Annotated in this window: 16 protein-coding genes; 5 read left to right on the top strand and 11 right to left on the bottom strand. The window is 65.2% G+C overall.

The genetic code is table 11. From position 1 onward, the window contains the following. Positions 1-168: 168 nt before the first annotated feature. Entirely contained in the window at positions 169-894 is a 726-nt protein-coding gene (locus CI15_RS13095; RefSeq protein ID WP_062128380.1) for an OmpW/AlkL family protein, read from the top strand. A 367-nt stretch (positions 895-1,261) separates the two neighbouring features. Next, positions 1,262-1,642 (top strand): ElaB/YgaM/YqjD family protein, encoded by a 381-nt coding sequence (locus tag CI15_RS13090; protein ID WP_062128378.1) that lies wholly within the window; start codon positions 1,262-1,264, stop codon positions 1,640-1,642. Positions 1,643-1,744: 102 nt separating this feature from the next. Here the strand turns inward: CI15_RS13090 and CI15_RS13085 are convergent, their stop codons facing one another. From CI15_RS13085 to pilM, 7 genes are all read right to left on the bottom strand, one after another. Then, complete coding sequence (locus CI15_RS13085; RefSeq protein WP_062128376.1) at positions 1,745-3,010, bottom strand: deoxyguanosinetriphosphate triphosphohydrolase; 1,266 nt, start codon at positions 3,008-3,010, stop codon at positions 1,745-1,747. Between the two features lie 72 nt (positions 3,011-3,082). Next, positions 3,083-4,159, bottom strand: coding sequence for a 3-dehydroquinate synthase (aroB, locus tag CI15_RS13080; protein ID WP_420915857.1), 1,077 nt, complete (start codon positions 4,157-4,159; stop codon positions 3,083-3,085). Positions 4,160-4,167: 8 nt separating this feature from the next. Further along, the gene (locus CI15_RS13075) at positions 4,168-4,719 is read right to left on the bottom strand and encodes a shikimate kinase (protein ID WP_062128372.1); all 552 of its coding nucleotides are present in this window, start codon (positions 4,717-4,719) and stop codon (positions 4,168-4,170) included. Between the two features lie 115 nt (positions 4,720-4,834). Then, complete coding sequence (locus CI15_RS13070; RefSeq protein ID WP_062128371.1) at positions 4,835-6,553, bottom strand: type IV pilus secretin PilQ; 1,719 nt, start codon at positions 6,551-6,553, stop codon at positions 4,835-4,837. Beyond that, complete coding sequence (locus tag CI15_RS13065; protein ID WP_062128369.1) at positions 6,550-7,479, bottom strand: hypothetical protein; 930 nt, start codon at positions 7,477-7,479, stop codon at positions 6,550-6,552. The genes CI15_RS13070 and CI15_RS13065 overlap by 4 nt, the downstream gene beginning before the upstream one ends. Beyond that, on the bottom strand, positions 7,476-8,183 hold the full coding sequence (locus CI15_RS13060; RefSeq protein WP_062128366.1) for a hypothetical protein: 708 nt from the start codon (positions 8,181-8,183) through the stop codon (positions 7,476-7,478). Before CI15_RS13060 ends, CI15_RS13065 begins: the two co-directional genes overlap by 4 nt. Next, positions 8,180-9,175, bottom strand: coding sequence for a pilus assembly protein PilM (gene pilM, locus CI15_RS13055; RefSeq protein WP_062128364.1), 996 nt, complete (start codon positions 9,173-9,175; stop codon positions 8,180-8,182). Before pilM ends, CI15_RS13060 begins: the two co-directional genes overlap by 4 nt. Before the next feature lie 270 nt (positions 9,176-9,445). On the opposite strand from pilM, the gene CI15_RS13050 reads away from it, so the two are divergent. Further along, the gene (locus CI15_RS13050; RefSeq protein WP_062128362.1) at positions 9,446-11,845 is read left to right on the top strand and encodes a penicillin-binding protein 1A; all 2,400 of its coding nucleotides are present in this window, start codon (positions 9,446-9,448) and stop codon (positions 11,843-11,845) included. Positions 11,846-11,931: 86 nt separating this feature from the next. On the opposite strand, the gene cyaY is transcribed toward CI15_RS13050, so the two are convergent. Further along, entirely contained in the window at positions 11,932-12,252 is a 321-nt protein-coding gene (cyaY, locus tag CI15_RS13045; RefSeq protein WP_062128360.1) for an iron donor protein CyaY, read from the bottom strand. A 35-nt stretch (positions 12,253-12,287) separates the two neighbouring features. On the opposite strand from cyaY, the gene lptM reads away from it, so the two are divergent. After that, positions 12,288-12,632 carry an LPS translocon maturation chaperone LptM gene (gene lptM / locus CI15_RS35310; RefSeq protein ID WP_075643696.1) on the top strand — a complete coding sequence of 115 codons (345 nt, stop codon included), beginning with the start codon at positions 12,288-12,290 and terminating at the stop codon, positions 12,630-12,632. Positions 12,633-12,641: 9 nt separating this feature from the next. Further along, positions 12,642-13,904 (top strand): diaminopimelate decarboxylase, encoded by a 1,263-nt coding sequence (lysA, locus tag CI15_RS13040; RefSeq protein WP_062128358.1) that lies wholly within the window; start codon positions 12,642-12,644, stop codon positions 13,902-13,904. A 110-nt stretch (positions 13,905-14,014) separates the two neighbouring features. Here the strand turns inward: lysA and msrQ are convergent, their stop codons facing one another. From msrQ to ccsB, 3 genes are all read right to left on the bottom strand, one after another. Then, on the bottom strand, positions 14,015-14,716 hold the full coding sequence (msrQ, locus tag CI15_RS13035; RefSeq protein WP_062128356.1) for a protein-methionine-sulfoxide reductase heme-binding subunit MsrQ: 702 nt from the start codon (positions 14,714-14,716) through the stop codon (positions 14,015-14,017). A 10-nt stretch (positions 14,717-14,726) separates the two neighbouring features. Beyond that, complete coding sequence (msrP, locus tag CI15_RS13030) at positions 14,727-15,722, bottom strand: protein-methionine-sulfoxide reductase catalytic subunit MsrP (protein WP_062128353.1); 996 nt, start codon at positions 15,720-15,722, stop codon at positions 14,727-14,729. Positions 15,723-15,915: 193 nt separating this feature from the next. Further along, positions 15,916-17,127, bottom strand: coding sequence for a c-type cytochrome biogenesis protein CcsB (gene ccsB / locus CI15_RS13025; RefSeq protein WP_062128351.1), 1,212 nt, complete (start codon positions 17,125-17,127; stop codon positions 15,916-15,918). Positions 17,128-17,129 lie beyond the last annotated feature (2 nt).

Raw genomic sequence — 17,129 nt, 5'->3', positions numbered from 1 at the left:
GCGTTGGTATATACCCGAAGGTCCGAAGAACCGCATGCGCGCGAGGTTCGGCGCCATGCGGCCAAGCCAGAAAGCACGCGGCGCTTAGGGAGAAAACTCTAACCGCCGCGTATGGTTTGTTTCATACGTTCTAGTCATAATGAGCGGGCCTTTTTTGGAGGAGCACATATGAAATTAAAACAGGCCGTAATGGGGGTGGCGGCGCTAGCCTGCATGAGCACGGCAGCGCACGCACAATCGGCCGGCAGCATTTACCTCTCAACGGGCTGGTTCCATCTGGCGCCCCAATCGAGTAGCGATCCGCTGACCGTGACCAGCATCGGTGGTAGTCCGACCAACATCACCGAACCCAACACCGGGGCCTCGCTGGATTCGGCCGACACCATCGGTTTCACCGCCGGCTATTTTGTTACCGACCATATCGCAACTGAATTCGTCATTGGCGTCCCGCCTAATTTCAACCTGTACGGCACGGGTAATCTGGCGCAGTTCGGCAAGATCGGGCAGGCGAAACAGTGGAGCCCGACTCTGCTGTTCAAGTACTACTTCAACGCGCCGACCGCTACGTTCCGGCCGTATCTCGGTGTCGGTGTGAGCCGCATCTGGTTCACCGGCGAGGAGATCACCAACAGCGCATTCCAGGCCAACGTTCTGCATGGTCCGACCAGCGTGTCAACGGATAGTTCGTGGGAACCTGTGTTTAATGCGGGCTTCACGTACAACATCACTCAGCACTGGTACGCCGGCGTGTCGATCTCGTACCTGCCTCTCAGCACGACCGCGAAGCTGACCTCGCAGGCGACCACGCCGGTCGGCCCGCTGACCGTGACCTCGCAGACCAAGATCAAGCTGAACCCGATCGTCACTTACGTCAACATCGGTTACCGTTTCTAACGCTTCGCGAGAGCGGGTGACTTGAATTAGGGTAGTCGAATTTTCGCGGCCTGGGGAACGCCGTCATCGAGCCGATGACGGCGTTTTCATTTGGCGTTGCGCCAGCGCCAGGATGGCCGCATCATGCGGCACGAGCGTTTGTAAAATTGACGCGAATCAGGCACGCCCGTGTGCAATATCGGGCGACGATACGCGCCGGTCCGTTCTGTCGCGCTCCGCACGCGTGCTACGTTGTGGGCGATGCGGCGCGTGGCATCGAAGTTGCGTTCAGATGGCATTTCCTACGCTGCGGCAGTGATACTACGACTGCGCATAGCGTGTCCGCGCGACGATGCGCGGAGCCTTTCAACTCATCGACGGAGCGACCATGACAGCACTTCCAAATACGCGAGACGCCCTCGGCGAATCCTGGACCAGCGCGAGTCGCCGAGCGCGGCGCATCGCTCGCCACAGCCGCCATGCGGCCGAAGATATCGCGGTCGAGTTGCGCACCCTGCTGTCGGAACTCGAATCGACGTTGGCCGACGGCACCCAGGCCGACGCAGTGGCATTGCGCGGCAAATTGCGCAAACAACTGGACGCCGCGCGCGAGCGCCTGAACGACACGCGCGACGCGATGCGCGACCGCGCGGGCGTCGCGATCTCGGACGCCGATCACTACGTGCATGAGAATCCGTGGCAGACGATTGCTATCGTCGGCGGGGTTGCGTTGCTGCTGGGGGCGCTGTTCGCGTCGCGCTCACGATGACGCTGGCTTGCGCGGCCTGAAGGCGCTGACAGAAAGAAGCGGCTCGACGGCCGCTTCGAAGATGGCAAGGCTGAGCCTCGTCACGCCCCTCGCCGCCAGCGCCTAGTTATCGTCGATCACGAACAATCGCCGATACTCCTTTAGCGCGTAGCGATCGGTCATCCCCGCGATGTAATGCGCGATCAGACGCGGCTGACGCGCCGCATCGGTCGACTGGTAGTCCGGCGGCAGCAGTCGTGGGTCGTCGGTGAATGCATCGAACAGGCCGACCACGACGCGGCGCGCCTTGTTGGCCATGCGCATCACGCGATAGTGGCGGTACATGTTTCTGAACAGAAAGCGCTTGAGCGCCGCGGCCTGCGCGGCGATCGCATCGCTGTGCGCGACGAGCGGCGGCGCTGCGCGCACGTCAGCGAGTGACGCGGGCGCGTAGCGCGCGAGATTGGCCCGCGTCGTCTCGATCAGATCAACGATCAGCGTATTGATCACGCGCCGCACCGTCTCGTGAATCAGCCGGCGTCCTTCGATCTGCGGATAGTCGGCGCGCGCCGCCTCGCAGTGCGTCTGCCAGAGTTCAACTTCGGCGAGCTGCTCGAGCGTCAACAGGCCGGAGCGCAAACCGTCGTCGACGTCGTGATTGTTGTACGCGATTTCATCGGCGACGTTGGCAATCTGCGCTTCGAGCGATGGCTGCCGTCCTTCGAGAAAACGCTCACCCAATGCACCGAGCCGGCGCGCGTTGTCACGCGAGCAATGCTTGAGGATGCCCTCGCGCGTCTCGAAGCACAGGTTCAATCCATTGAACGCTCCGTAGTGCTCTTCGAGTTCGTCGACGACCGCGAGGCTTTGCAGGTTGTGTTCGAAGCCGCCGTGCTCGCGCATGCATTCGTTCAAGGCATCCTGGCCGGCATGGCCGAACGGCGTATGACCGAGATCGTGCGCCAGCGAAATCGCTTCGACGAGATCTTCATTGACGCGCAGATTGCGCGCGACCGACCGCGCGATCTGCGCAACTTCGAGGCTATGGGTGAGGCGCGTGCGAAACAGGTCGCCCTCGTGATTGACGAATACCTGGGTCTTGTACTCGAGCCGCCGGAATGCGGTCGAGTGGACGATGCGGTCGCGGTCGCGCTGAAACTCGGTGCGCGCGCTCGGCGCGGCTTCCGGATAGCGACGCCCGCGCGATTGACTCGAGTGCGCCGCGTACGGTGCGAGATGCGCTTCGAGCGCCTGTTGGGTCGGCACGGCGACGGCGGGTGCTGCAACGGCCGCAGTGGTGTCCGCGACGATGGCGCTGACGGCGCCGTTTCCGGCGGCCGCATGCGCGCTCGGGTCATGCTGGATATCGTCGCTGCGCCTGTCAGTCACCGGGTTCTCCGAAACATGGGCGGCGCCTCGTGACGCGCGTGCGTGAAGCGTGGCTGCAGGGCCGTGGTGAGTCTAGACGGCGGCGGCCAGCGTCGCATGCACTTCGGCGTCGGGCGCCGGGGTGATCAGCGTCTCACCGAAACGCTTCAGCAGGATGAACTTGATCGCGCCGGCTTCGGCTTTCTTATCGATCTGCATCAGCTCGACGTAACGATCCGCGCCGAGCGCGGGCGCACGCGTGGGCAGATGAGCGGCAAGCACCACATCGACGAGCCGCTTGCGCGACGCTTCGTCGAGATGGCCGAGGCGCACGGACAGATCCGCCGCCATCACCATTCCGCAGCCGACCGCCTCGCCGTGCAGCCACTCGCCGTAGCCGAGCCCGGCTTCGATCGCATGACCGAACGTGTGGCCGAAGTTGAGAATGGCGCGCAGACCGCCTTCACGCTCGTCTTGCGCGACCACCGATGCCTTGATCTCGCACGAGCGCTTGACCGCCTCGGCCATTGCCTCCGGCTCGCAGCGGTTCAAGGCGTCGATATTGGCCTCGATCCAGCTGAAAAAGCCGTCGTCGGCGATCGCGCCAGTCTTGATGACCTCGGCGAGGCCCGCCGCGAGTTCACGCCCGGGCAGCGTACGCAACGCGCCGATGTCGGCGATCACCGCCTGCGGCTGGTAGAACGCGCCGATCATGTTCTTGCCGAGCGGATGGTTGATGCCGGTCTTGCCGCCCACCGACGAATCCACCTGCGACAGCAACGTGGTCGGCACCTGGATGAACGGCACGCCGCGCATGTAGCAGGCGGCGGCAAACCCGGTCATATCGCCGATCACGCCGCCGCCGAGCGCGATCAGCGTGGTCTTGCGATCGGCGCGCGAGCCGAGCAGCGCGTCGAAGATCAGATTCAGCGTCTGGAGATTCTTGTGCGCTTCGCCGTCCGGCAAAACGACCGTGGACACCTGCTTGTTCAGCGGCGCGAGCGCCGCGCGCAGCTTGTCGCCGTACAGCGGATCGACGGTGCTATTGGTGACGATCGTGACCGAGTTGCCGGCGATATGCGGCGCGAACAACCCGGTCTGGCCGATCAGGTCGGCACCGATGTGGATGGGGTAGGCGCGCTCGCCCAGTTCGACGTTGACGGTAATCATACGGTCCATTATGACGCAGGATGTTTGGCGACGCCGGCCATCTCGAGCTGCATCAGAACCATGTTGACGAGTCCGTTGACCGAGGGCCGGCCGGTTTCAATCACGAAATGTGCGCATTCGCGGTACAGCGGGTCGCGCACTTCGTAGAGCGCTTCGAGGCGCGCCTTGGGGTCTTCCGTCTGCAGCAGCGGGCGATTCTTGTCGCGCCGCGTGCGCAGCCACAGGTCGTGCGGATTGGCGCGAAGATAGATCACGAGGCCGCGGCTTTTCAGCGCTTCGCGGTTTTCCGGCCTCAGGACCGCACCGCCACCGGTGGCGAGCACGATATTGTCGCGCCCGGTCAGATCGGAGATCACGCTCGCTTCGCGATCACGAAAGCCGGCCTCGCCTTCCATTTCGAAGATCACCGGAATGCGCGCGCCCGTGCGTGCCTCGATTTCATGGTCGGAATCGAAGAACGGGCGCTCGAGACGGCGCGCAACCGCCCGACCCACAGTGGTTTTGCCTGCCCCCATGAGCCCTACGAAAAAAACATTGGCGTGTGCGTCCCGCGCTTGCAACGGTGTCCTCTGGCTAATCTGGTGTAGTTCGTGCCGCAGCTTACTGGCAAAGCGGCTGCCTTGTCGAGCCTGCGCGCCGCCAGCGGACGGCGGTGCAGGCCTGTCCTAACGTGCCCTAATTTTCCCGCACCACCCGCGGCGTGATGAAAACCGCCAGTTCGCTGCGCGAGTCGCTGTGAGTCCGGTTGCGGAACAACGCGCCCAGAACCGGTATTTTGCCAAGGAAGGGCACCCGCTCGACGTCGTCGCGGTCGCCGGTCTCGTAAATTCCGCCGATCGACACCGTACCGCCATCCTCGACCTCGACACGCGTTTGCACGTGCTTGGTGTTGATCGCGGGCCCGGCATCGGTTTGCGCGCCGACGCTGTCCTTCGCGACGTCGAGATCGAGCACCACGCGGCCATCCGGCATGATCTGCGGCTCGACCTCCAGTTTGAGCGTCGCGCGCCGAAACTGCACGCCCGATACACCCTGCCCGACCTTCGCCTGATACGGCAGCTCGGTGCCCTGCTCGACGATCGCCTTCATCCGGTCCGCGGTGACGACCCGCGGGCTCGACACGATTTTCCCATGCCCCTCGGATTCGAGCGCCGAGAGTTCGAGATTCAGCAGCCGCGTCGCGTGCGCGGCGAACAGCGTGAGGCCGGCGGTGGCGGCATCGAAACCGGAGATCGGACGAGCTGACAGATCGTATACGGTGCCGTCCGAGCCTCCCGTCAGCCCCCTCGATGTCCCGTCCGCGCCCGTGCCGGCGAGCGACAGCCGCACCCCGAGATTGCGCGAAAAACCATGGTCGCCCTCGACGATCTGCGCCTCGATCAGCACCTGGCGAGTCGGCCGGTCGACGGAAGCGATCAGCGCCGCGATCTGTTCGAGCCGCCCCGCGAGGTCGGTCACGAACAACAGGTTGGTGCGCGGATCAGCGGTGACGGCGCCGCGTTTGGACAGCACGCGCTGGGTGCCGGAGCCGGTCAGCAGGCGCCGCACGTCCTCCGCATGCGCGTAGTGCAACTCGAACGTGCGGCTCGCGAGCGGTTCGAGGTCCGCGGCGCGCGCGTGGGCTTCGAAGCGCTGCCGTGCGCGCGCAGCGAGCTCGGCGGCCGGCGCGACCCAGATGACGTTGCCGTGACGCTCCATTGCCAGATTGTTGACGTCGAGCAGCGTGTCGAACGCGGTGCGCCACGGCACCTTGTCGAGACGTAGCGACACGGCGCCGCGCACTTTGTCGCTCGCGACGATGTTCAGGCCGGTGAACTCGGCGAAGGCTTTCAGCACCGCGCCGAGTTGCGCCTGCTGAAAGTTCAGCGAGATCGGCTTGTTGCCCTCTGGAAGGCCGAGGTCGGCGCCCGCCGCTGCGCCGGCGAGGCGCAACGGCGGCGGCAGCGGGACCGGCGGACCTTCGAGAGCGGGCGCGCCGGCGACTTCGTCGCGAGACTGCGCGACGGGTTGTTTTGCCGTCGGCGGCGGTATCGGGCCGGCGGCGAGGTCGTCCGGGGAAGCATCGGGGGCTATCGCGGAGGACAGGAGCGCCTCGTGAGCGTCCGGGTCCTCGACCGCGTTTTGCGTAGAAGCACCGCCAAACGGGTTCGCCACTTCGCCGATGCCGCCGCTCGGCAGCGGCGCTGTCCCGTAGCTTGTATCGGCCGATGCGACCGGGGCGTCGAGCGCCGCATAAGTCGGCAGAGGCGGCGGCAGCGGTGGCGTCGATGCCTGCGCGATGCCACCGCACAGCGTCGCAATGACGTAGAGCCCGAGACACAGCCCGACCCTGGTGCGGAACTCGCGTACGGCACCCAATGCCGCCGCGCTCCATCGCTTGAGCGCGCTCATCATGATGCCTCCCCGGTCAGCGTCAGCGTGCGCGTCGCCCCGCCGTTGGCGAGCGTGATGCCGAGCGCGTCGAGCTGCGTAACCCGCTCGACGCCCAGCTGCTGCCCAGCCGCGACCGTCGTCGTGCCGTCCGGCGTATCGAGCAATGCGAGCCCGCGCGTGCGATCACGCAACAAACCGACGAGGCGCAACTGCGCGATGTCGTCCGCCCCGCCGCTCGCGAAGATCTGCGCCCGCGCAAACGGATCGAAGAACACGGGGTCCTCGTCGTCATCTGCGTCGTCGGCGTCAGGGTCGGCGGCGCCACTCACCGGCTGGGTCACGGGCGCCGGCCGCAGCACGTCGTACACCTGCAGCGTCGCGGCCACGGCGAGCCCTTTGCCGTCCTGCTTGACGGTCACGTCGGCGGGAACGATCAGCACCGGCAGTCGCGCGAATCCGCTGAAAAACGCCATCAGATGAATGAAGTCCGTACGCGCGGTGAGCTGCAGCGCGCGCATCCGCTCGACGCCCTCGCCACTCACCGCGCCCGGTTCCACCGCGAGCAACGCGACGCCGCTCTGCGTGGCCAGCTCGGAGACGATTCGCACGTCGTCGGCGGAACTCCACGACGCAAAGGCCGACGCCCGGACCGGCGACGCCGCAGCCACGCCACGCAGCGACGGCAGTTGCGCGAGCGCTCGCCGCGCCTCGGCGAGACGCTGTGTGCTGGCCGCGAGCGCCAGACGGCTCGCTTCCAGTCCGGCGAGATCGGTCGTGTTCACGCTGTACGCGCCGAGGCCGAACACGAGCGCGGCAAGCGTCGCCGCGACGAGCCAGCGACGGCGCCGGCTCCACGTCTCGAGCGGCGCACGCACCTGCTTGACCCAGCGCGAAAGACCTGCGGGCACAGGGGCCGCACCGCGCGGTTCGAAAAAGATCGTGCTCATCGTGCACCTCCCGTTTGCGTGGCCTTCGGCATGGCCCTCAAGGCGCGCGTTGCTTTCGACGGTGGCTCGCCCCAGCGCAGACGTGCATCGAACTCCACCGGGCCGCCAATCACCGGTTCCTTGGGCGCGCCGCCCTTCCCCGCCGGCCGGTGCAGATCGCGCATTTCCGCGCCCTGCACACCGTGGATCGACCCAAGCCGCTTGAGCCAGTCAGCCGAAGCGATATGGCTGCCCGAAGTCGCCAGCAGCTCGGTCTCGTACTCGCGCTGGCGCAACTGCCGCAACACGACGCCATCGCCGGGCTCGAAGCTCAGCGCTTCGAGCAGATCTCGCAGATGCGCGAGCGGCGTCGCGAGGCTCGCCGCACGCGCCGCGGTTTTGCGCTGTTCTTCTTGGGCCCGCAGCAGCTTCGCGTGCTCCTCGAGCGGCGTGGCGAGCCGCGTTAGCGCCTGCCCAGCCGCCGCGCGCCGCGCATCGAGCCGCGCTGTGGCGAAGGTCTGCCAGCCCGCGACCAGCAACACGCCCGCAGCGCCGACGCACGCGGCCAAAGCCCAATCGCGCATGCAGCGGCGCCGCGCCAGACGCGCATTGCGTTGACGGTACGGCAACAGATTGAAGCCGCCGAGCCAACCCAAGGCGGCGGGCCGCTCACGCCGATCGGAGCTCGCGGGCGCGTCAGATGAAAACGACAGAACGCCGATCATTCCAGCACCCCGCGCAACGCGAGCCCAAACGCGACGGCCCCGGTCGGTTCGTGCAGCAACGCGTCGTCGAGCTGCCGCGATTGGCTGCCGAGCAGCGCGGAGTCGAACGGCAGCACCGAGCAACCGAGCACGTCGCCGATATCGGCAAGCGAAAAGCCGACGCCGTCGAGCAGATTGATTTCGCCGCCGATCAGCGCGCAGTCGAATTCCGGGCCGTGCATGAGGTCGCGCAACGCATCCGCAAGATCGGTATGTTCGGGCGCCGGATAGCGCATCTCGCCGACGCTCGCGCCATCGACGACGCGCCAGCCGTGCACGCCCTCCGCGCCCACCCACAGCGCCGCATAGGCTTCGTTCGGGTCGAGCTCGCGGCTCGCCGCGTAGCGCAGCGCACGCAAGGCCGCGTGCGGCTCGCCATCGATCGCGCAGAGCGAAATGCCGGCGGCCGCCGCGCACTCGATCCGCGCTTCGAGATGCTGACGCGCGGTCGCGGCGATCCTGACCGAGCGCACCGGCGAAGGTGTCTCGTCGAGGTACCAGTCGACCGCGAGTGCATGCCGCTCCAGCCCGGCGATGCGCTCCGCCTCGCCCATCACCGCGGGCGCGAGTCCGGCGAGCGCAACACCGCCGTCCTCCTCCTCACAGTCGCTCTGGGCAGCGAGCCGCGCGAGCGGCACCGTCGTCGTCAGTGTGGCCGACGCGGGCACGGCCATCGCGCAGCGCAGCGCGTGCGTCGCGCAGACGCGCGGCAAATCGGCGAACGCATCGCGCAACGCACGCGCGACGGCTTGCCGGTCGACGATCTCGGTGCCCGCCATGGCGCCGGCCGCGAGCGGCACGGTGTTCATATACTCGAGATGCAGCGCGCCGCGTGCGCGCGAGCGCTCGCTCAACACGATCAGCCTCACGTTTTGCGAACCGACGTCGATGCCGGCGGCGAAACGCTGCCGGCCTTCCCGCACTGCTTGAAGCCACGAATTTCTATAGGCCATCACGCCCTCCCTCTAACTCATGCGACGAACCATTCGAACGCGAGTAACGAGGGATCATTGTCGGCAGACGCACGTCCTAACGACATTCAGCCGAATGGCTAACGCAGACGCGAAGCCGCCCCGAGCGACATCAAAGCGACTACAGTGGGGACTACGGCGAAGTCATTCGCGCGCTGCCTGGCGTGCGCAGATCGCACGTCGTTCGTAAGCTTGCCGAAAGCAGAAACACCCTGGCGGCTATAATCGCGGGACTGTTTTTCCGGTACTCCTATGCAAGCCACGTCTCCTACGTCCCCGCCGCCCGCCCCGAAAAAGCGCAAACGCCCGTTGTGGCAGAAGCTCATCCTCGGCTTTGTCGGCTTGATCGTGGCGGGCATCGTGTGCGTGGTGCTGCTGCTCGGCTATGCACTCGTCGTCGCGACGCCGAACCTGCCGTCGCTCGATGCATTGACCGACTACCAGCCCAAGGTGCCGCTGCGCATCTACACGGCCGATCACGTGTTGATCGGCGAATTCGGCGAGGAGCGGCGCGACATCGTGCGCATCCAGGACGTGCCCGACAGCCTGAAGAAAGCGATCCTCGCGATCGAGGACGCCCGCTTCTATGAGCACGGCGGCGTCGATCTCACCGGCATCGCGCGGGCTGGCTTCGTCGCGCTGACCAACGGCCATGCGACGCAAGGCGCGAGCACGATCACGATGCAGGTCGCGCGCAACTTCTTTCTTTCCAGCGAGAAAACCTACACGCGCAAGATCTACGAGATGCTGCTCGCGTACAAGATCGAGTCGAAGCTGAGCAAGGATCAGATTCTCGAGGTGTACATGAATCAGATCTATCTCGGTCAGCGCGCGTACGGTTTCGCGAGCGCCGCGCGCGTGTACTTCGGCAAGGATCTGAAGGACTTGACGCTCGCCGAATCGGCGATGCTGGCCGGTCTGCCGAAAGCGCCCTCCGCGTATAACCCGGTCGTCAATCCGAAGCGCGCGAAGGTGCGTCAGGAGTACATCCTGCAACGCATGTACGAGTTGCACTACATCACCCAGGAGCAGTACGACGAGGCGAGCCGGCAGCGGCTCGTCGTGAAGGGCATGGGCAACAAGGAGTACAGCGTGCACGCGGAATACGTCGCGGAAATGGTGCGGCAGATGATGTACGCGCAGTACCGTGACGAGGCGTACACGCGCGGCCTGAACGTCGTGACCACGATCGATTCGGCCGACCAGGACGTCGCCTATCGCGCGCTACGCAAGGGCCTGATGGACTACGAGCGCCGCCACGGCTACCGCGGTCCGGAGGCGTTCATCGATCTGCCGGCCGACGCCGACGAGCGCGAGCAGGCGATCGACGACGCGCTGCTCGAGCATCCCGACAACGGCGAAATCATCGCTGCCGTGGTCACGGCAGCGAGCCCAAAGCAGGTGCAGGCGGCCTTTGTCGACGGCAATGTGGCAACGATTCAGGGCGACGGCCTGCGTTATGCGCAGTCCGCACTCGGCCCGCGCGCGCAGCCGAATCAACGCATCCGGCCGGGCGCGATCGTGCGGCTCGTGAAGAACGACGACGGCGACTGGTCGATCACGCAATTGCCGCAGGTGGAAGGCGCGTTCATCTCCGTGGTGCCGCAGGACGGTGCGATCCGCTCGCTGGTCGGCGGCTTCGACTTCAACAAGAACAAGTTCAATCACGTGACGCAGGCGTGGCGTCAGCCGGGTTCGAGCTTCAAGCCGTTCATCTATTCGGCGTCGCTTGAAAAGGGGCTCGGGCCGGCCACGATCATCAACGACGCGCCGCTCTTTTTCAGCGCGGCCGAAACCGGCGGCCAGGCATGGGAGCCGAAAAACTACGGCGGCGGCTTCGACGGTCCGATGACGATGCGCACCGCGCTGCAGAGGTCGAAGAACCTCGTGTCGATCCGCATCCTGAACCAGATCGGCCCGAAGTACGCGCAGCAATACATCACGCGCTTCGGCTTCGACGCGGACCGCCATCCTGCCTATCTGCCGATGGCGCTTGGCGCGGGCCTCGTGACGCCGCTGCAGATGGCGGGCGCGTTCTCAGTGTTCGCGAACGGCGGCTACCGGATCAATCCGTATCTGATCGCGGAAGTCACCGATCAGCGCGGCGGCGTCGTCGCGCATTCGCAGCCGCTCGTGGCCGGCCAAAGCGCGCCGTTCGCAATCCAACCGCGCAATGCCTATGTGATGAACAGCCTGCTGCAAAGCGTCGCGCAGCACGGCACCGGCGCGAAGAGCAACGTGCTCAAGCGCACCGACCTCGCCGGCAAGACCGGCACGACCAACGACTCGCGCGACGCATGGTTCGCCGGCTATCAGCACACGCTCACCGCAATCGCGTGGATCGGCTACGACAACCCGCGCAGCCTCGGCGACAAGGAAACCGGCGGCGGCCTCGCGCTGCCGGTGTGGATCGAGTACATGGGACGCGCGCTGAAGGGCGTGCCCGAGTACAAGATGACACGGCCCGACGACGTGACCGAAATCGGCTCGGAGCTTTATTTCGAAGACTTCACACCGGGGCACGGTTTCATCGCGACGGTCGGCATCAGTCAGGCGATGCTCGATGCCGAGGCGAGCGCTGCGCAGGCCGCGCCTGAGCAGGTCGGCGAGCAGGAAAAGCAGGACATCATGAATCTGTTCCGCGGGCATTGAGGCCGCGTCGATGTCCCGCTAGAAATGAAAAACCGCCGCGTTCGATACGCGGCGGTTCTGTTTTGAGGATGCTTCGCGCGGCGCGCTTATTGCGCGGTGAACTGCACCGGCTCGCCCGCCTGCTGCGTCGCATACTGCGTCAGCGCCGCGAAAAACTCCGAACCGCTGCGCGTATCGCGCCATTCACCATCGACGAAACGGAAGTGGAAACCGCCGGCCTTTGCCGCGATCCAGATCTCGCGCATCGGCGGCTGAAGATTGACGATGATCTTCGTGCGGTTCTCGAATTCGAGCGTCAGAACGTTGCCGCTGCGCTCGAGCTCGATGTCGGCGTCGGTGTCGTCGAGCGCGCTCTCGATGGCGGCCAGCACGGCTTCCGCACGGGTCAGGTAATCACTATCGGACATGCTAAACTCCATCGATTATTCATTCAGGGACAGTCATGCGAGTCGTAACTCGGATGCGCGCGGCAGCGCCCGGCCGCGCGATTGTAGCGGTTTTAGCCATTCTCGCAGGTTGTGCGCTCACCGGCTGCGGCCAACGCGGCTCGCTCTATCTGCCAACCGTACCGCCATTGCCTGCCCCGCCGGCTCACCGCACGCAAACGCCGTCGACCGATCAAACCCAACCGGCCAGCGACAGCGCGGCCGACATGGGCTCGGTTCCGGACACCTCGGGTACGCCGCTCACACTGTCCCCCGAAGACCAGCTCGCGACGCCGCCCGCTTCGCCGGCATCGGCTCCCGCAGTGCCGCTGCCCGCCTCTGCTGTTCCTTCCGTTCAATAAGACTTTCGCATGACTCGATCCGCATTTGACTACGTCGATGGCGTATTGCACGCCGAAGGCGTGTCCGCCGTTTCCCTCGCCGAGCAGTTCGGCACCCCGCTGTACGTTTATTCGCGCGCCGCGCTCACCGAAGCATGGAACGCTTATGCGGGTGCCTGCGCCGGGCGTCGCGCGAGCGTGCACGTGGCCGTCAAGGCCAACAGCAATCTCGCGGTGCTGAACGTGTTCGCGCGCCTCGGCGCGGGCTTCGACATCGTCTCGGGCGGCGAACTCGCACGCGTGCTCGCGGCCGGCGGCAAAGCGGAAAACACCGTGTTTTCGGGCGTCGGCAAGCAGGCGAGCGAAATGCGCGACGCGCTCGCGGCCGGCGTCAAATGCTTCAACGTCGAATCGATTCCCGAACTCGACCGCCTCAACGCGGTGGCGGGCGAGATGGGCAAGAAGGCGCCGGTGTCGCTGCGCGTGAATCCCGACGTCGATGCGAAAACGCATCCGTACATTTCCACCGGACTCAAGACGAACAAGTTCGGTGTCGCGTTCGAAGACGCTCGCGCCACGTACCAGGCGGCCGCGGCAATGGCGAATCTCGAGGTGGTCGGCATCGACTGCCATATCGGCTCGCAGATCACCGAAGTCGCGCCCTATCTCGACGCGATCGACAAGGTGCTGGAACTCGTCGAGCAGATCGAGCAGGACGGCGCGACGATTCGCCATATCGACGTCGGCGGCGGTCTCGGCATCACCTACGACGACGAAACGCCGCCGGAAATCGGTGAGTTCGTGCGCACGGTGCTCGATCGCATCGAAGCGCGCGGCCATGGTCACCGCGAAGTCTATTTCGAGCCGGGCCGCTCGCTGGTCGGCAATGCGGGGGTGCTGCTCACGCGTCTCGAGTTTCTGAAGCCGGGCGAGGACAAGAACTTCGCGATCGTCGACGCGGCCATGACCGATCTCGCGCGCCCCGCGATGTACGACGCGTATCACGCCATCGAGCCGGTCGTGAAGCGCGACGTGCCCGCGCACGTGTACGACGTGGTCGGCCCAGTCTGCGAAAGCGGCGACTGGCTCGGGCGCGAACGGTTGCTCGCGGTCGAACCCGGCGATCTGCTGGCGATTCGCTCGGCCGGCGCGTACGGCTTCGTGATGAGCTCGAACTACAACACCCGCGCGCGCGCCGCCGAGGTCATGGTGGATGGTACACAAGCGCACGTGGTTCGCGCGCGCGAAGAGATCAAGCAGCTGTTTGCGGGTGAAACGATTCTGCCGGCGTAAACGTCGGAACCGGCGGCAGGCCCCACGGTCGAGCGCAGCAATGAAAATGGCGATGCCGCGGTGGCATCGCCATTTTTATTTGAAACAGCGTGACGCGAATAAATTCGCCATCACCGTCGCCGCGTTCCCATCCTCCGCTCCCAGATCCACACCACCAGCCGCCACCCCAGCAACGCGATCATCACCGCGCCGTAAATCTTCGGCAGCAGCAGGTCGTGCTTGCCCGCCCTCATCCACCAGAAATGCAGAATCGCGAGCCCGCCGATCACATAGATCGCGCGATGCAGCGTCTGCCAGCGACGCCCGAGCTTGCGCACCATCGCGGGCGGCGACGTGACCGCGAGCGCGATCAGCAACACGAACGCGGCGAAGCCCACCGTGATGAACGGCCGCTTGCCGATGTCCTTCAGAATCTCCGCGACATCGAACCACTTGTCGAACCACAGGTACGTGGTGAAATGCAGCGTCGCATAGAAGAACGCGTAAAGCCCGAGCATGCGCCGCAAACGCACCAACGCGGCGACGCCGGTCAGACGACGCAGCGGCGTCACCGCGAGCGTGATGCAGAGGAACACGAGCGTCCACAGACCCGTCGAGCGCGTGATGAATTCGATCGGATTCGCGCCGAGCCGGTCGGTCACGCCGAACAGCACGAGGCGCGCGAGCGGGTACAGCGCCGCGATGAAGACCACGACTTTCGCCGGCACGACCCAGCGCGCGCCGCCGGCTGCACGCGGCTTCGCCGCCGACGTCGGACTGACGCGTCGTGCGGACGGCTCGTTGCGGGTGACAGGTTGCGTATCGGACGCCATCGCGCTCGCCTCAGAAGTTCTTCTTCAGGTCCATGCCCTGATAGAGCGACGCGACCTGATCGGCGTAGCCGTTGAACATCAGCGTCTTGCGTTTTGGCGTGAAAAAGCCGTCTTCCCCGATGCGCCGTTCAGTGGCCTGGCTCCAGCGCGGATGATCGACATTCGGATTCACGTTCGAATAGAACCCGTATTCGTTCGATGCATACGAGTTCCAGCTCGTCGGCGGCTGCTTCTCGACGAAGCGGATTTTCACCAGCGATTTCGCGCTCTTGAAGCCGTACTTCCACGGCAACACGACGCGCACCGGCGCGCCGTTCTGATTCGGCAGCACCTGGCCGTAGAGGCCCATCGTCAGCAGCGTCAGCGGATGCATCGCTTCGTCCATCCGCAGGCCTTCGGAGTAGGGCCAGTCGAGGATGGGCGCCGACAGTCCGGGCATCTGCGACGTATCCGCGAGCGTGATGAACTGCACGTACTTCGCGTTGCCGGTCGGCTCGGCGCGTTTGATCAGCTCGGAGAGCGAGACACCGATCCACGGCACCACGATCGACCAACCTTCGACGCAGCGATGCCGGTACACCCGCTCCTCGAGCGGCGCGAGCTTCAGCAGGTCGTCGATGTCGTACACCTTCGGATTCTTGATCTCGCCCTCGACGCTCACCTTCCACGGACGCGGCCGCAACGTGCCCGCGTGCTGCGCGGGGTCGGATTTGTCGGTGCCGAACTCGTAGAAATTGTTGTAGGTGGTGATGTCCTTGTACGGCGTGACCTTGTCGAGCGCGACGAACTTCGTGTTGGTTTTCGCCGCGAGCTTCTGCGCCTTCGGATCGGGGGACGAGTACGTCGCGCGCGCCTCGCCGCTCACGCCGATCAGGCTGCCGAGCGCCATTGCGCCCGCCGCCTGCAGGATGCGTCGGCGGTTCTCGAACACGTTCCGCGGCGTGATTTCGCTGCGCGCGATGTCATCGCCGATCAGTTGAATTCTGTCACTTCGCTTGACCCACATCGTGCTGCTCCTTGTCGGCCCGCCGCGTCGTGCGCGTTGCAGAGCCAAATTGATGATCGCCCGTCTGGGGGCGTCTGTCATCCCGAGGTACTCTATTAGCAAACACCACGGCGCAATGAATATTCCATCGGCCACAAAAAAACCGCCGGTGCGAAGCACGCGGCGGTTGTTGGTCGGTTCAGCGCGGCGGATCTTACAGCTTGCCGTAGCTATGCAGGCCCGAGAGAAACATGTTGACGCCGAGGAACGCGAAGGTCGTGACGAGCAGGCCGGTTAGCGCCCACCATGCGGCGACCGCGCCGCGCAGACCCTTCATCAGACGCATGTGCAGCCAGGCCGCGTAGTTCAGCCACACGATCAGCGCCCAGGTTTCCTTCGGGTCCCAGCTCCAGTAGCCGCCCCACGCTTCAGCGGCCCACAGTGCGCCGAGAATCGTCGCGATCGTGAAGAACGCGAAGCCGACCGCGATCGACTTGTACATCAGGTCGTCGAGCACATCGAGCGCCGGCAGACGATCCGCCAGCACGCCGCGCTCCTTCGCCAGATACGCGACGCCGACCATCGCCGACAGCGCGAAGCTGCCGTAGCCGATGAAGTTCGCCGGCACGTGAATCTTCATCCACCAGCTTTGCAGCGCCGGCACGAGCGGCTGGATCTGCTGGGCGTCGCGCGCGACCGAGTACCACATCAGGAAACCGACGGCGGCGCTGATCACGAGCATCACGAACGCGCCGAGCGCACGCGTGTTGTAGTGCTGCTCGTAGTACAGATAGAACAGCGCGGTGATCAGGCTGAACAGCACGAACACTTCATAGAGGTTCGAAATCGGAATATGGCCGACGTCCGCGCCGATCAGGTACGACTCGTACCAGCGCACCATCATGCCGACGAAGCCCATCAGCACCGCCGCCCACGTCATCTTCGAGCCGATCGCGGCGCCGGTCGGCGAACGCGACAGCAGCGAGATCCAGTAGAACACCGTCGCGAATACGAACAGCGCACTCATCCACAGGATCGCGGACTGGCTCGACAGGAAATACTTGAGGAAGAACGCGTTGTCGGCGCGGCTCAGATCACCGTGGTAGATCTGGATCGCGAGCAGGGAGAGCGCGGCGATTCCCACCATCAGCGGACGCACCGGCTTCCAGCGCCAGCCGAGCACGACGAAAACCGGCACCGAGCACACCAGCACCAGTTTGTCGTAGTAGTTCATGAACGGGTAATAGCGCGACAGCGCGAACCCGGCGCCCCCGACGAGCACGAGCGCGAACAGCCAGTCGACGATACCGAGTCGTTTCAGGAACGGACGCTCGTCGAAGAGCGGGAGTTCGGGCGTGCTGCTAGCAAACGCCTTGTCGGCGCGCGAAGCAGGCGATGAAGAGGTGGAAACCTGAGTCAAGTCCATGA

The sequence above is a fragment of the Paraburkholderia monticola genome (assembly GCF_001580545.1).
In the GTDB taxonomy this organism is placed as follows: domain Bacteria; phylum Pseudomonadota; class Gammaproteobacteria; order Burkholderiales; family Burkholderiaceae; genus Paraburkholderia; species Paraburkholderia monticola.
The sequence above is the reverse complement of the archived record's forward strand: the minus strand, read 5'-3'. Positions and strand labels throughout refer to the sequence as shown.